Below are 13188 nucleotides of genomic sequence, written 5' to 3' on the forward strand. Positions count from 1 at the left end.
AGTCATTCTTTTCATTTGCTTTTCATTTGGCGGCGTCCGGCCCGCCGCGGCGGGCCATCAGTCCGGCGGAGGGATCATAGGCGACAATGGCGGCGCAGAGGAATGCGACCGCACAGCCCGCCACGACCATGGCGGAGAAGGCGTCGAACTGGCCGTACAGCGCGAAGCGGATCAGCTCCACCGCATAGGTGAACGGGTTGAACAGGCAGATGTAATAGAGCGGCAGGCTGCTCTCCTGCACCTTCCACAGGGGGTAGAGCGCCGAGGAGGTGAAGAACATCGGAAAGATGACGAAGTTCATCACGCTGGCGAAGTTTTCCAGCTGCCGGAACAGCGACGACATCAGCAGCCCCATGGCGCCGAGCATCAGGCCGGACAGCATGAGCGCCGGCAGCACGGTGAGGTAGCCGATGGGCGGGGCCTCCACCTCCCAGAACCAGGCGATGGCGAGGAAGGCATAGGCCTGCAGCAAAGAGACGCAGATGCCCGCCACCAGCTTCGACAGCAGCAGGAACCAGCGCGGATAGGGGCTCACCAGCAGGATGCGCATGGCGCCCACCTCGCGGTCATAGACCATGGAGAGCGAGGATTGCAGGCCATTGAACAGCTGGATCATCGCCACCAGGCCCGGCGCCACATAGACCTCGTAGAGGATGTAGGTTTCGTAGGGCGGGATGATCGACACGCCCAGCACCGAACGGAAGCCGGCGGCGAAGATGAACAGCCACACCAGCGGGCGCACCAGCGCCGAGAGGAAGCGGCCGCGCTGGTTGAGGAAGCGCAGCGCCTCGCGCCAGCAGATGCCGGCCATGCAGATGGCGTAGCCGGAAAACGGCAGGCGGACCGGGGGCTCCGAAGCGGCGGAGGCGGCGGTTGCGGCAGATTCGGGCAGGCGGCTCATGCTTCTCCCCCGCCATGCGTCTCGCCCGCTTCCCCCGCGCCGGTGAGCGCCAGGAAGGCGCTGGCGAGGTCCGGCGCCCGGCCGGCGGCCAGCAATTCCTGCGGCGATCCTTCGGCGCGCACCCGGCCGCGGTGCAGCACCACGATGCGGTCGCCGGCCTCGATCTCCTCGATGATATGGGTGGCCCAGAGCACGCCGATGCCCTCGCGGGCGATGAGCCGGCGCACCTCGGCGACCAGTGCGGCGCGCGAGCCGATGTCGAGGCCGACGGTCGGTTCGTCGAGCAGCAGCAGGCGCGGCCGGTGCATCAGCGCGCGGGCGATCTCGACGCGGCGCATCTGGCCGCCGGACAGCTGGCGCACCTTGTCCCTTGCCCGGTCGGCGAGGCCGACGCTTTCCAGCGCCTCCAGCGCCCGCGCCTTCGCACGTCCGAAGCCGATGCCGTGCAACGTGGCGTGATAGACGAGATTCTGCATCACCGAGAGGTCGAGATCGAGCGTGCGGGCCTGGAAGACGACGCCCAGCCGCGACAGCGCCGCCGCCGGCTCGCGGCGCACGTCATGGCCGAGCACCCGGATGGATCCGGTGCGGTTGTCGTAGAGCCGGGTGATCAGCGAGAACAGCGTGGTCTTGCCGGCGCCGTTGGGCCCCAGCAGCGCGGTGAAGCTGCCGCGCGGCACCGTGAGGCTGACATCGTCCAGCGCCTTGCGGGCCCCGAAGGCGTGGGTGACGCCCGCCACCGCGAGCGCCGGCGGCGCCTCGTCGGGCAGGGGGGGATCGCGCGGGGCGGGGGGGGCGAGGTCGGTCATTCCGGCATATTCCGCTGCGGAAGAGGGGCGGGTTCCAAACGATCATCCCCGGCGCGGGCCGGGGATGGGAAGGGGCGGCGGGCCCGCCCGGGGATCTTATCCTGCGGCTCGCCGCGTCGTCTCGCCGCGTGTGCGGGGGCGACGATGCCGAGGCGGGAGCGTGCGAGCCTCGACGGGGAGCTTGCGATGCGAGGGGGGCGTGGGGGGCGAGAGCCCCTCACCCCATCCCTCTCCCCGACGGGGAGAGGGGGCCTGCCGCTCTCCCGGCGGGTCTCGTTCCATCGATCCGGCAAATCCCTCCCCGGCAGATCTTTCCCCGGCAAGTCCTCTCCCTGCGGGTTCTCTCGGCGGATCCCGTTGAGGATCCGCAGGGAGGTCTCTTCCTGGCAGGGCCTTGAATCGGCTTTGCCGGGCCGGCATGGAGCGGCTAGGGCACCACGACCGCGCCCCAGGGCGACCGCCCGACCGCCACCGACTTGGTCACCTTCTCGGTGCCCACGTCGATGATCGAGATGTCGTTGGAATTGCCGTTGGTGGAGATCAGCAGCTTCTCGTCCGGCGTGAAGGCCAGCTGCCAGACCCGCTGGCCGACCAGGAGATACTTCTCCACCTCCAGCGTGCCGGTATCCACCACCGCGACGCGGTTGGCCGGGCCGAGCGCCACGAAGGCCTTCTTGCCATCCTTGGTGAGGCGCACGCCGACCGGCTGGATGGCGTCCTTGTTCACGCCGGGAATTTCGAAGGAGATCTTCTTGATGATCTTCCAGTTGGACGGATCGATCACCGCCACCGTTCCGCCCACCTCGGCCGACACCCAGAGCTGCTTGCCGTCCTTGCGGAACTCGGCGATCCGCGGACGGGAATCGACCAGGATGTTCTCGATCACCTCATTGGTCTTGGTATCGATGACATGCGCCATGTTGGTGGTCTCGGAGGTGTTCACCAGGAACTTGCCGTCCGGGCTCACGCCCATGCCCTCCGGCTCGACGCCGACCGGTATCTCGGCGACGAGTTCGTTGTTCTCGACATTCACCACCGTGACCATGTTGTCGTCTTCGTTGGCGATGTAGAGCGGGTTGCCGGAGGGGGCGAGCACGAACAGCTCCGGGTCGGGGCCCGAGCGCAGCGTCTTCACCAGCTTGAAGGTCTTGGAATCATAGACCTCGACGCGGTTGTCGTCGGAGGCGGCGACATAGATCAGCTTGCCGTCCGGGCTGGCGGTGACGCCGCGCGGCCGGCGGCCGGTCTTGATGGTCTCGATGACCTTCAGGCTGTCGAGATCGACGACGCTCATCGTATGGTCGCGCTCATTGGTGATGAAGGCGCGTACCTGCGCCTGCGCCGGCAGGGTCTCCCCCATCACCATCAGGCCCGCCGCGGCAAGGCCGGCGCTCAGCAAGATACGGCGTGTCATCGTTTCCTCCCTGGGGCAGCGGGTGCTCTCAATGGCACCTGATCCTGCGCTTTCAATCGAGCTTGCATCGGGACTCGGGCTGGTCGAAGCCGAGCGTGTCCAGCGGCGTGCGCTGGTGCAGATAGGCCTGCTGCGGCGACAGCGTCACCGTGTTGGTGGCATGGGTCAAAAGGATCGGCTGCCGCAACTGGTGGTCCCAGGGGCGGAAGCTCGCCGCCACCCCCTTGAACACCGGCAGGTCGTATTGCGGCGAGAGCAGCTGGGCGCGGATTTTGTCCACCTCGCTGGAGCGGGTCTTCATGCCCGCCGAGGCGATGGAGAAGATCCCTTCCCACATCTGGAAGTCCAGCGGCTGCATCATCCGCTGGTGCTGCTTGAAGAAGCGGCTCTGCAACTGCGCGGCGCCCCAGTTCTCCATGGTCGGGTGCCAGGAGAGCGACATCAGCCCCTGCGTGCCGGCGGTCGGCCGGGCGAGCCAGGTATTGTAGGGTAATATGTCGCCGAACTCGCCCTGCTCGTCGGCGATGACGAGGATGTCGTACTCGCCGACCTGGGTGGCGCGCGGCACTTCCGACTGGGCGGTGGCGCGGGCGTCCGGCCCGTAGTCCCACACCTTCTCGGCGACGATCTTGGCGCCGAACTTCTTCGCCGAGTTGCGCACCGCCTCGGCATAGAGCCTGTCACCCTCGGTGCGGCCGACGAACAGGAACCAGTTGCGCCAGCGCTTGGTCATGAGGAACTGCGCCAGCGCGTCGGTGAGCATCGCCCGGTTGGGCGCGACATGGAACACGTTGGCGCGGCAGTCGGCCTGGCGCAGGCTGTCGTCCGGCGCGCCGACATTGACGAGAAGCACGTCCTTGCCCTTCAGCGCGTCGGCGATGCGGATGAGCTGGGCGGCGGGCACATCGAGCAGGATGTAGTTGTTGCCGGCCTCGGCGAGCTTCTGTGCCGCGGGGAGGGGATCGCCATCGGCCGGCACCACCTCGGTCTCGAGCTTGTAGTCGAGCTTGAGGAAGCGCCCGGAGGCGAGCGCGTCGCGAATGCCGAGCTCGGCGCCGGCGACGCCGAGATTCTCCGGCGGGGCGGTGAGCGGGGCAATCCACGGCGGCAAGGGCGGCATCTGGCGGACGAGGCCGACGCGGAAGCTCTGCTCGGCCGGAACGGCGGCGGCGGCGGCGGCCTTCGGCGCCGGGGCCGGATTTTCCTGCGCGACGGCGGCAAAAGTTCCGCCGACAAAGGACAGCACGGCCGCGGCCGCCGCTGCGCGGACCATCCGTTTCATGAGCGTCCGTCCCGTATTACTTCGGTCTTGCATTGGCGTGCCTGACCTTCGGTTATGTTTGGAAGAAGACTATCAAACGTCTTGAGGTCTTCAACAGATTAAATTCCATAAGAAATTAATAAGTACAAAGAATTTTCACGATGTATTGGGAAAGTTTGGCATGTGCCTGACGGAAAAGTGAACGGGATGTCTTGCCGCCCGTCGGGGCCGGGATATGATCCTCGCAACAAGAGGCGCAACGGAGCGGGAGGTCGCCGGATGTTTCGTCAACGACCGTCCGACACCCGCCGCCGGCAGCCTGCCGGCAGGGCCGCGGGCGCCGCCATGCTCCTCGCGCTGCTGCCCGCCTGCCTGGTCGCCGCGCCGGCGGAGGCGGCCACCCGCGTGGCGGTGTTCGGCTTCGAGCTGCTCGACACCAGCGGCGAGGCCGGGCTGGGCGGGCCGAAGCCGGAGGAGCAGCGCCGGCTCGACCTGATCACCCGGGATGTGCGCCAGCGCCTCGCCGCCGCCGGCTACGACGTGCTCGACCTCGCCCCGCAAAAGGCCGAGATCGAGGACGCCGCGCCGTTCCGCAACTGCAATGGCTGCGAACTGCCGATCGCCCGCGCGCTGGGGGCGAAGATCGAGGTGATCGGGCTGGTGCAGAAGGTGTCGAACCTCATCCTCAACATCAATTTCCAGCTGCGCGACGTCGCCACCGGCAAGGTGCTGCGCGCCGGCAGCGCCGATATCCGCAACAATACCGACGAATCCTGGCTGCGCGGCGTCTCCTATCTGGTGCGCAACCGCCTGCTGGATCCGCCATTGACCGGCGAGGCGGCACCGTGACCAAGAAGGACATCCAGGCCGGCGGCGGCAGCGCCCCGTATCGGCCGAGCCGCCGGGCGATGCTGGCGGCTCCGCTGCTGCTGGCGCTGGCGCCGCGCCTCGCCCGGGCCGAAGGGCCGGCGTTGCGGATCGGCTCGCTGAAGTTCGGCACGCTCAACTGGCTGACCGAGACCATGCGCGCCGAGGGCTTCGCCGCGCGCGAAGGCGTGGAGATCGACTCGATCGACTTCGCCGGCGGCCAGGCGACGACGGTGGCGCTGCAGGCCGGGGATATCGACCTGATCGTCAGCGACTGGCTGTGGGCGATGCGCCGCCGTCAGGAGGGCGAGGACTTCCGTTTCGCGCCTTTCTCCAACGCGCTGGGAGCCCTGATGGTGGCGAAGGGCGGCCCGGTGCGCGCGCTCGCCGATCTCAAGGGGCGCAAGATCGGCGTCGCCGGCGGGGCGCTGGACAAGAGCTGGCTGCTGCTGCGGGCCTATGCGCAGCAGACGGCCGGCATCGACCTCGCCAAGGATGCCGAGCCGGTCTATGGCGCGCCGCCGCTGATCAACCAGCAATTGCCGCTCGGGCGCATCGATGCGGCGCTGACCTTCTGGCCGTTCGCGGCTCGTCTGGACGCGCAGGGCTTTTCGCGGCTGCTCGACATGAAGGACGTGGTCGCCGGTCTCGGCATCGCCCCGCCGCCGCCGCTGGTGGGCTTCGTCTGGCGCGAGCGCATGGCGGCGGCCAAGGGGCCGCAGCTTGCCGGCTTCTTCCGCGCCGCGGCGGCGGCCAATCGCCTGCTCGCCGCCTCCGATGCGCCCTGGGAGCGGCTGCGGCCGCTGATGCAGGCCGCCGACGACGCGGAGTTCGCCAAGCTGCGCGACTATTACCGCGCCGGTATTCCCGGGCCCTTCGACGCGACGAGCGTCGCGGCCTGCGGCAAGCTTTACGACGTGCTGGCGCGGATCGGCGGCAGCGAGCTGGTCGGCCCCAAGCCCGGCTTCGACGCCAGCCTGTTCGCGTTGTCGAAGGGCTGATGCCGTGACCTTCCTGCGCATCGGCACGGCGACGGCCGGCGCCTCCCGCCCGGCGGCGGCCCGTTCCGGGCTTGCCGGCGCGGCGGCGACGGCGATCTCTCTCGTGCTGCTGGTGCTCGCCTGGCAGGTGGTGGCGATGTTCGTCGCCTCGCCGCTTCTGCCCGGCCCGCCCGAGGTCGCCGCGGCGCTGGTCCGCGCCAGCGCCGATTTCGCCTTGCCGCGCAATATCCTCATCACCCTCGGCCGGGTGGCGGCGAGCTTCTTCGTCGCGATGGTGGTGGGGGCGGCGGTCGGCGTGGCGCTCGGCCGCTCGAAGGGGCTCGACCGGGTGTTCGGGCCATGGCTGATCGTGCTGCTGAACCTGCCGGCGCTGGTGGTGATCATCCTCTGCTATGTCTGGTTCGGCCTCACCGAGGTGGCGGCGATCACCGCCGTCGCCGTGAACAAGATCCCCAATGTCGCGGTGACGCTGCGGGAAGGGGCGGTGGCGCTGTCGCGCGATCTCGACGAGATGGCGCAGGTCTACCGCTTCGGGCCGCTGCGCACGCTGCGCCATGTCGTGCTGCCGCAGCTGGCGCCCTTCTTCGCCGCCGCGGCCCGCTCCGGCCTCGCCCTCACCTGGAAGATCGTGCTGGTGGTGGAACTGCTCGGGCGCTCCAACGGCGTCGGCTTCGAATTGCAGACGGCGTTCCAGCTGTTCGACGTCGCCACCGTGCTGGCCTATGCGCTGGCCTTCACGCTGGTGGTGCAGCTGATCGAGCTCACGATTCTCCAGCCCTGGGAACGCCGTGCCAGCCGGTGGCGGCGGTGACGGGCATCGTCCTCGATATCGTGGAGAAGCGGTTCCCGGCCGCCGCCGGCGCGCCGGCGGCGCCGATCTACCGGGATTTCCGGCTCGACGTCGCGCCGTTCAGCTTCCTGGTGCTGCTGGCGCCGTCCGGGTCCGGCAAGACGACGCTGCTCAACATGATCGCCGGCCTCGACCGCGACTTCGCCGGCCGAATCGGCTTCGAGCCTGCCGCCGGCGGCGCGTTCGGGCCGGAGGGGCCGCGCATCGCCTATGCGTTCCAGAATCCGCGCCTGCTGCCGTGGCGCCGCGTGCTCGACAATGTGGCGCTGCCGCTCGGGGGCGGGGAGGCGGCGCGGGAGGCGGCGCTGGCGATGCTGCGGGAGGTGGGGCTCGAGGAGCAGGCCGGCGCCTATCCCGAGCGGCTGTCGCTCGGCCAGCAGCGCCGGGTGGCGCTGGCGCGCGCCTTCGTCCTCGATCCCGACGTGCTGCTCATGGACGAGCCCTTCGTCTCGCTGGACGAGGCGGGCGCGGCGCGGCTGCGCGACCTGCTGCGCCGGCTGCTGGCGCGGCGGCCGACGACGGTGGTTTTCGTCACCCATGACAGCCGCGAGGCGGTGGAGCTCGGCACGCGGCTGGTGCGGCTCGACGGGGCGCCGGCGCGGATCGTCGCCGACATCCCGGTGACGCTCAGCGCCGAGGACAGGTGCTCGCCGGCCATGGTGGAGGCGCTGCGGCGGCAGGTCGTCGGCCACGGTTCATCGGCTGACCGCAGCTGACGTCGCGTATCAGGATATCCGTATATCCATCTGATCCTGAATGAAAAAGGCCCGAGGCAGAACGCCCCGGGCCTTGGAAGTCGGCGGTCATGGAAGCGGCCAGGCCGCTTCAGCTTGCACGAGCGTGAAGGGTGGCGTGCCACCCTCACTTGTCGAGGAAGATCGCCGCCAACCGCTGGAGCAGGCCCTTCGGCAACGGAGCCGCGGGCGGAGGTATTGTCTGCTCAGGGTTGCTTCCGATCTAAGCCGCGAAGGGGTGCTTCGCGGAGGCGGCGCCGGCGAGGACTTCCTTGACGCTGGGCTGGCCGTTGATGGCGCGAGCGAGCGCTTCCTTGGTGGCCTGGTAGTTGTACTGCTGGATCTTGGCGTCGTCGGCCGCTTCCCAGTGGATGAACACGCCGACCGAGATGAACAGGTCGTCGGCTTCTTCCTCGGGGATCACGCCCTCGGCGACCGAATCCACCACCGCCTTGGCGACGGCATACTGGGCAGGGCCGAACATCTGGACGGCCTGGCGGGCGTCCTTGATGGTGACCTTGTTGAACAGGATGGTGTTGGGCTTGGCCAGCAGGTTGGGGGTCACCACCGCGAGGAGCGAGGTGAAGCCGTCCTTGTTGTTGGTCAGCGCGTTGACGAAGGCACTTTCGGCCGCGCTGCCGCGCGGGCCGATGATGAGGTCGATGTGGGCCACTTCATTGCCGTCGCCGACAAGCGATTCACCGATCAGAACCTTGTTGATCTTGGCCATCTTAATCCTCCCAAACGGGGTTGCTCATCAGAAGGGCGGGGTGCCCCTCTCCGATGTCCCGGCTATCTTTGTTGCAGCGTTTGAAACACCAAACCGGTTGGCCCGATAGCACGACCAGACGGGCGGAAGACTAGTTCCGCTTCGCTTCTCCCCGCAAGGGGAAGTTCGTTGCCAACATTGATTTTGAGCCGCTTTCGCCCGGGCGGCGGCGCCGTTTCGCCGTGATCGGGCGGACGGAGCGGCGCCGTCGCGACCATAGGCCGCGCATTTCGGCCGTGATCAGCCTTTAGTCATGACCGGAATGGCCGCGCCCAATCCTTGATCGTCCGGGCCGCAGGCCGCGACCGGCGGACCGGAAACGCCGTGCGGAGACAAAAGACCGCAGCTCTGCCGCCGTCTACCAATCTGGCATGCCATTTGCTGGGTGATCGGTGTCTTTGGGGGAAACGCTCGGGTAGCTCAGGTCCACGCTCAAAAGGTCCCGCTATGGAGCTCATTCTGTCTATCTGCCTGATCGCCTCACCCGGCGTGTGCAAGGAAGAAGCCGTGTCCTTGAACACCGAGCAGGTTTCCCTCCCCACCCAATGCATCATGGGCGCCCAGCCGGTGATCGCCGAATGGTCGGAAAGCCATCCCAAATGGCGCGTGACCCGGTGGCGTTGCGGCCGCCCCGGTGCCGCCGGCAAGGAGATCTGACGTCCGGCCTTGCCCCGGTCCGGCCCGCTGTCCCTCACCCGCCACCGGCCTATCGCCGCGGCGCGGGGAGGGAGAGGGCTTCATTATAAAATATTCATAAGAATCAATGTTGTAGACAGGAATTATCGTCGCCCATAGGCTTGCCTGACGGGAAACATCCCGGCCCGGTTCGCCGGTCTCGCCTCGGCGGGACGACGTCCGCCGCCAAGAACAATGTCAGGAGGAGACCTATGAAGGACGGGCATCGCCGCCGCGTCGGCGCAGGCTTGATTTCCACTGTCGTACTGGGCGCCGCCGCCCTCTTTCCGGCCGTCCTGCTGTCGGCCGGCACCCCCGCGCAGGCGGGCGATCTCGCCAAGGGGCGGCAGGACCTGCCGGAGATCGTGCTCGGCGATACCAACGGCAACGACTTCGCCGTGCCGGTGAAGGACATCACCATGGAAGGCGGCAAGTCGTATCGCCTCAACGTGACGTCGAACGGCGGCAAGGAATACAAGTTCATGGCGCCGGAATTCTTCCGCAACGCCTGGATGAACCAGATCGTCATCAACCACCTCGAGATCCATCCCTATGGCCCGCCGCATCACATCGAGTTCGATGATGCCGGCACCATCGCGCTCGAATTCGTCCCGATCCGCACCGGCACCTATGAGTGGTGGATCGAGGGCCTGAAGGACAAGGGCATGCATGGCACGCTGACGGTGAAATAGCCGTCGCATCGCCGTGCGTCGTATCGGGACTGGGGAAGCGCCGGCGCGGACCGGCGACAGGGGAGGAAACCATGCAGACATTCACGCGTGCCGCCGCCGGTGGCGCTGTCCTTGCGATCGTGCTCGGTCTCGGCCTGGCGGCGCCCGCCGCAGCCGACGAGGCGAAGGATTGCTCGGCCGGCATCGCGCTTTTGAAGGCGGAGGCGGCCAAGAATCCGCCCAAGGCCACGCTGGACAAGATCAACAAGGCGCTCAAGGGTGCCGAGCGCGAGCTCGGCGAGAAGGAATATGACGAGTGCGTCGACTTCGTGAATGACGGCAAGAAGGCGTTGAAGGGCTGACATTCCCGGCCCGTACCGGATGAGGCCGCGCGTGCTGCGCCGCAGCGTGCGTTGCCTCGCCGGACGTGAAATCATCCGGCTTCCTCGCGCGAGGAGCGTCGATCCGGGAAGCCATCCGAATGCTGGGCCTGTCCTTCTTTCCGCTGCGGACACGCGTCTCCGCGCTGCGCGGGCGGATGTCCTCCCTGCGCGCGCGGATGGGCCTGCTGCTCGCGGTCGCGGTGCTGGTGACGGCCGCCTCGGCGGCCTCGCTGGTCACGGTGCTCGGGCTGGCGAATGCCGAGGTCGACCGCCTGGTTTCCGCGCAACAGCGGCTGGAGCTGCTTTCCGGCCTGTCCGGCCGTGTCGGCGACTACGCGCTGATGGCATTGCAGGCGGCGCAGGTGCCGGACGGGCTCGGCAATCTGCCGGCCGCCGGCGACCGGGCGCGCGAGGCGTTCCGCCGTTTCGAGACGACGCTCGGCGAGGACGTGGCGCGCCAGGGCGACGAGGAGCAGCGCACGCTGATGGCGGCGCGCAGCCGGACCATCGCCCGCCTCAGGGCCCAGTTCGAGATGCTCGACCAGCGGGTGAAGGCGGCGATGATCTCGCCGCAGCGCGCGGTCGGGGTGAGGCTCGCCCTCGATGTCTTCGCCGCCGGCTTCGGCGCGCCGCTCGGCCAGGCGATCGAGGAGGAGCGGGCCAGCGCCCTGGCGGCGCAGCAGGCGGTGCGCGAGCTGCGCGCACGCACGCTCCGCTGGGCGATCGCCGGCGTCCTGGCGTCGCTTGCCCTGGCGGCGCTGATTTATCACCGGCTCGGCCGCTCGCTGATCCGGCGCGTCGTCGACGTCGCCGCCGCCGCCTCCGCCATTGCGCGCGGGCGCACCGATACCCGGCTGACGGTGAGCGGCCATGACGAGCTCAGCCTCGCCATGGCACGCTTCAACCGCATGGCGATGCAGCTCGCCCGCCGCGAGGCCCGTCTCGTCGCCGCCCAGCAGCAGCTTCAGGACATCATCGACGCGCGCACCGCGGAACTGCGGGCCGCCAATGAGCGGCTGGAGAATGTCGATCTGGCGCGCCGCCGCTTCTTCACCGATGTCAGCCACGAGCTGCGGACCCCGCTCACCGTGATTCTCGGCGAGGCCGAACTCACCCTGCGCCCGGCGGTGCCCCGGCCGGACGACATGCGCGCGGCGCTGGTCGTGATCCAGGCGCGGGCGCGCCGGCTGCATCGCCGGGTGGAGGACCTGCTGCGCATCGCCCGTTCGGAAACCGGGCAGATCGAGCTGGAGCGTGTCCCGGTGGCGGTGACCGACCTGTTCGCCGAGGTGGCGGAGAGCGTGCAGCCGCTCGCCGCCGCCCGCCGGCTGACGCTGGAGAGCGGCGGCGCCGACGGGCTGACGGTGGAGGCCGACCGGGAATGGCTGCGGCAGGTGATCGAGGGTCTGGTCGCTAATGCCGTGCGGCATTCCTCGCCGGGCGGGACGATTCGACTGGAGGCCTCGATGGAGGCCGAGGAGGTCGTTCTGCGGGTCCGCGACGACGGCGAGGGCATCCCCCGCGACGAGCTGCCGCACGTCTTCGAGCGCTTCTGGCGCGGCGCCGGCGGGGCGCGCGAGGGCAGCGGATTCGGCATCGGTCTCGCACTTGCGAAATGGGTGGTCGAGCGACATGACGGCTCGATCGCCGTCGAAAGCGCCGGCGGCGTCCCGGCACGGGAGGAGGGGGCCGTCGGTGCCGCCTCTCCCCTGGCGCCCCTGCCCCCTTATGCCGAGGCCGCGCCCGGGGAGGGGCCTGCCGGACAGGTCCGGGGAACCTGTATCGTGATCCGCCTGCCCGCCGTTCTGCCGCATGCCATGCTGGAGCCTGCCCAATGACCATCCTGATCGTCGAGGACGATGCCGATATCGGTTCCCTGCTGCGCCGGGGCTTCGCCTCGGAAGGCTACCAGGTGGAGCTGGTCGGCGATGGCGATCTGGCGCTGAAGGCCGCCAACGGCAAGGCGCCGGAGGCGATCATCCTCGACGTGATGCTGCCCGGCCGCTCCGGCATCGAGGTGTGCAAGGCCCTGCGGGCGGCCGGCCAGACGGCGCCGATCATCATGCTGTCCGCGCGTTCCAGCGTGAACGAGCGCACCGAGGGACTGCTCGCCGGGGCGGACGACTACATCGTCAAGCCGTTCGCCTTCGAGGAACTGCTCGCGCGGGTGAAGGTGCAGGCGCTCCGCCGCAGCGGCGGCGACGAGGAGCCGCGCGTGCTGACGGCCGGGCCGCTTTCGCTGGACCTCGAGGTGCGCCAGGTGCAGGCGGGCGAGGCGCGGGTGCGGCTGACCGAGCGCGAGGTGGAACTGCTGGCGCTTCTCATGCGTCATGAAGGCGAGCCCCTCGCCCGCGCCGACATCTTCGCGGCGCTGTGGGCCGGCCATGGCGGCGCCTCGCTGAACGTGGTGGACGTCTATGTCGGCTATATCCGCCACAAGCTCGGCGAGGTGCTGGCGGGCGGCGAGCAGCTCATCGTGACGGTGCGCGGGCGCGGCTTCATGTTCGAACCGAGAATGGAACCCAAATCCGCGTGAGGCGCCCCGATGGTGCTGCGCTGCGGTGTCGTCCGGGGCGACGAGAAGAATTCCAGACTTGTCCTTGACGTGGGGTGTGCAAGTGATCAGATTATTGTTGTTGTCGCCATGGAATTAAGTGGCGATTGCCTCTTATAAACTTCTTAGAAAAGTATAGAGAGGCACATCAACCTGGAGGACGAAGAAATGGCCTGGAACACCCCGCGTATCGTCGAAGTCTGCGTCGGCCTGGAAGTCAACGCCTATATGCCGGCGGACTTCTGAGTTCGAAGGGCGGGACGGGCATCGAGGCAAGATGATGCCCCCGCGCACGTCCC

15 protein-coding genes are annotated in these 13188 nt (G+C 68.5%); 10 read left to right on the forward strand and 5 right to left on the reverse strand.

Annotated elements, in window-relative coordinates:
* Window positions 1-22 precede the first annotated feature (22 nt).
* The 4 genes from KHC19_RS17645 to KHC19_RS17660 all read right to left on the reverse strand — a co-directional run bounded on the left by KHC19_RS17645 (window position 23) and on the right by KHC19_RS17660 (window position 4406).
* Window positions 23-901 (reverse strand): ABC transporter permease, encoded by an 879-nt coding sequence (locus KHC19_RS17645; RefSeq protein WP_213353816.1) that lies wholly within the window; start codon window positions 899-901, stop codon window positions 23-25.
* Window positions 898-1710, reverse strand: a complete 813-nt coding sequence (locus KHC19_RS17650; RefSeq protein ID WP_213353818.1) for an ABC transporter ATP-binding protein — start codon at window positions 1708-1710, stop codon at window positions 898-900. Before KHC19_RS17650 ends, KHC19_RS17645 begins: the two co-directional genes overlap by 4 nt.
* A 427-nt stretch (window positions 1711-2137) precedes the next feature.
* Window positions 2138-3124, reverse strand: a complete 987-nt coding sequence (locus KHC19_RS17655) for a PQQ-dependent catabolism-associated beta-propeller protein (RefSeq protein ID WP_213353820.1) — start codon at window positions 3122-3124, stop codon at window positions 2138-2140.
* A gap of 52 nt (window positions 3125-3176) precedes the next feature.
* Window positions 3177-4406: an ABC transporter substrate-binding protein gene (locus tag KHC19_RS17660; protein ID WP_213353823.1), complete on the reverse strand. Its 1230-nt coding sequence runs from the start codon at window positions 4404-4406 to the stop codon at window positions 3177-3179.
* A gap of 324 nt (window positions 4407-4730) precedes the next feature.
* Here KHC19_RS17660 and KHC19_RS17665 point away from each other — a divergent pair, with 324 nt between their 5' ends.
* The 4 genes from KHC19_RS17665 (at window position 4731) to KHC19_RS17680 (ending at window position 7819) form a co-directional block, all read left to right on the forward strand.
* Window positions 4731-5234, forward strand: a complete 504-nt coding sequence (locus tag KHC19_RS17665) for a DUF3280 domain-containing protein (protein WP_213353825.1) — start codon at window positions 4731-4733, stop codon at window positions 5232-5234.
* Complete coding sequence (locus tag KHC19_RS17670) at window positions 5231-6253, forward strand: ABC transporter substrate-binding protein (protein WP_343207750.1); 1023 nt, start codon at window positions 5231-5233, stop codon at window positions 6251-6253. The genes KHC19_RS17665 and KHC19_RS17670 overlap by 4 nt, the downstream gene beginning before the upstream one ends.
* 136 nt (window positions 6254-6389) lie before the next feature.
* Window positions 6390-7064, forward strand: a complete 675-nt coding sequence (locus tag KHC19_RS17675) for an ABC transporter permease (protein WP_213354234.1) — start codon at window positions 6390-6392, stop codon at window positions 7062-7064.
* On the forward strand, window positions 7061-7819 hold the full coding sequence (locus KHC19_RS17680; RefSeq protein ID WP_343207751.1) for an ABC transporter ATP-binding protein: 759 nt from the start codon (window positions 7061-7063) through the stop codon (window positions 7817-7819). The genes KHC19_RS17675 and KHC19_RS17680 overlap by 4 nt, the downstream gene beginning before the upstream one ends.
* A gap of 241 nt (window positions 7820-8060) precedes the next feature.
* Here KHC19_RS17680 and fae read toward each other — a convergent pair whose 3' ends face one another.
* The gene (gene fae / locus KHC19_RS17685; RefSeq protein WP_213353830.1) at window positions 8061-8567 is read right to left on the reverse strand and encodes a formaldehyde-activating enzyme; all 507 of its coding nucleotides are present in this window, start codon (window positions 8565-8567) and stop codon (window positions 8061-8063) included.
* Between the two features lie 486 nt (window positions 8568-9053).
* On the opposite strand from fae, the gene KHC19_RS17690 reads away from it, so the two are divergent.
* From KHC19_RS17690 to pqqA, 6 genes are all read left to right on the forward strand, one after another.
* On the forward strand, window positions 9054-9263 hold the full coding sequence (locus KHC19_RS17690; protein ID WP_213353832.1) for a hypothetical protein: 210 nt from the start codon (window positions 9054-9056) through the stop codon (window positions 9261-9263).
* 230 nt (window positions 9264-9493) lie between these two features.
* On the forward strand, window positions 9494-9973 hold the full coding sequence (locus tag KHC19_RS17695) for a cupredoxin domain-containing protein (RefSeq protein WP_213353834.1): 480 nt from the start codon (window positions 9494-9496) through the stop codon (window positions 9971-9973).
* A gap of 71 nt (window positions 9974-10044) precedes the next feature.
* On the forward strand, window positions 10045-10314 hold the full coding sequence (locus KHC19_RS17700) for a histidine kinase (protein WP_213353836.1): 270 nt from the start codon (window positions 10045-10047) through the stop codon (window positions 10312-10314).
* Between the two features lie 119 nt (window positions 10315-10433).
* Window positions 10434-12173 carry a sensor histidine kinase gene (locus KHC19_RS17705; protein WP_246549073.1) on the forward strand — a complete coding sequence of 580 codons (1740 nt, stop codon included), beginning with the start codon at window positions 10434-10436 and terminating at the stop codon, window positions 12171-12173.
* Entirely contained in the window at window positions 12170-12871 is a 702-nt protein-coding gene (locus KHC19_RS17710; protein ID WP_213353838.1) for a response regulator transcription factor, read from the forward strand. The genes KHC19_RS17705 and KHC19_RS17710 overlap by 4 nt, the downstream gene beginning before the upstream one ends.
* A 186-nt stretch (window positions 12872-13057) precedes the next feature.
* Window positions 13058-13135 (forward strand): pyrroloquinoline quinone precursor peptide PqqA, encoded by a 78-nt coding sequence (gene pqqA / locus KHC19_RS17715; protein WP_213354238.1) that lies wholly within the window; start codon window positions 13058-13060, stop codon window positions 13133-13135.
* Window positions 13136-13188 lie beyond the last annotated feature (53 nt).

Origin of the sequence: Ancylobacter oerskovii (genome assembly GCF_018390555.1) — a bacterium.
GTDB classification, from domain to species: domain Bacteria; phylum Pseudomonadota; class Alphaproteobacteria; order Rhizobiales; family Xanthobacteraceae; genus Ancylobacter; species Ancylobacter oerskovii.

Excerpts from the sequence above, each read along its gene's own strand:
- KHC19_RS17645 (WP_213353816.1), bottom strand. The coding sequence starts at position 901 with ATGAGCCGCCTGCCCGAATCTGCCGCAACCGCCGCCTCCGCCGCTTCG.
- KHC19_RS17650 (WP_213353818.1), bottom strand. The coding sequence starts at position 1,710 with ATGACCGACCTCGCCCCCCCCGCCCCGCGCGATCCCCCCCTGCCCGAC.
- KHC19_RS17655 (WP_213353820.1), bottom strand. The coding sequence starts at position 3,124 with ATGACACGCCGTATCTTGCTGAGCGCCGGCCTTGCCGCGGCGGGCCTG.
- KHC19_RS17660 (WP_213353823.1), bottom strand. The coding sequence starts at position 4,406 with ATGAAACGGATGGTCCGCGCAGCGGCGGCCGCGGCCGTGCTGTCCTTT.
- KHC19_RS17665 (WP_213353825.1), top strand. The coding sequence starts at position 4,731 with ATGCTCCTCGCGCTGCTGCCCGCCTGCCTGGTCGCCGCGCCGGCGGAG.
- KHC19_RS17675 (WP_213354234.1), top strand. The coding sequence starts at position 6,390 with ATGTTCGTCGCCTCGCCGCTTCTGCCCGGCCCGCCCGAGGTCGCCGCG.
- fae (WP_213353830.1), bottom strand. The coding sequence starts at position 8,567 with ATGGCCAAGATCAACAAGGTTCTGATCGGTGAATCGCTTGTCGGCGAC.
- KHC19_RS17690 (WP_213353832.1), top strand. The coding sequence starts at position 9,054 with ATGGAGCTCATTCTGTCTATCTGCCTGATCGCCTCACCCGGCGTGTGC.
- KHC19_RS17695 (WP_213353834.1), top strand. The coding sequence starts at position 9,494 with ATGAAGGACGGGCATCGCCGCCGCGTCGGCGCAGGCTTGATTTCCACT.
- KHC19_RS17700 (WP_213353836.1), top strand. The coding sequence starts at position 10,045 with ATGCAGACATTCACGCGTGCCGCCGCCGGTGGCGCTGTCCTTGCGATC.
- KHC19_RS17705 (WP_246549073.1), top strand. The coding sequence starts at position 10,434 with ATGCTGGGCCTGTCCTTCTTTCCGCTGCGGACACGCGTCTCCGCGCTG.
- KHC19_RS17710 (WP_213353838.1), top strand. The coding sequence starts at position 12,170 with ATGACCATCCTGATCGTCGAGGACGATGCCGATATCGGTTCCCTGCTG.
- pqqA (WP_213354238.1), top strand. The coding sequence starts at position 13,058 with ATGGCCTGGAACACCCCGCGTATCGTCGAAGTCTGCGTCGGCCTGGAA.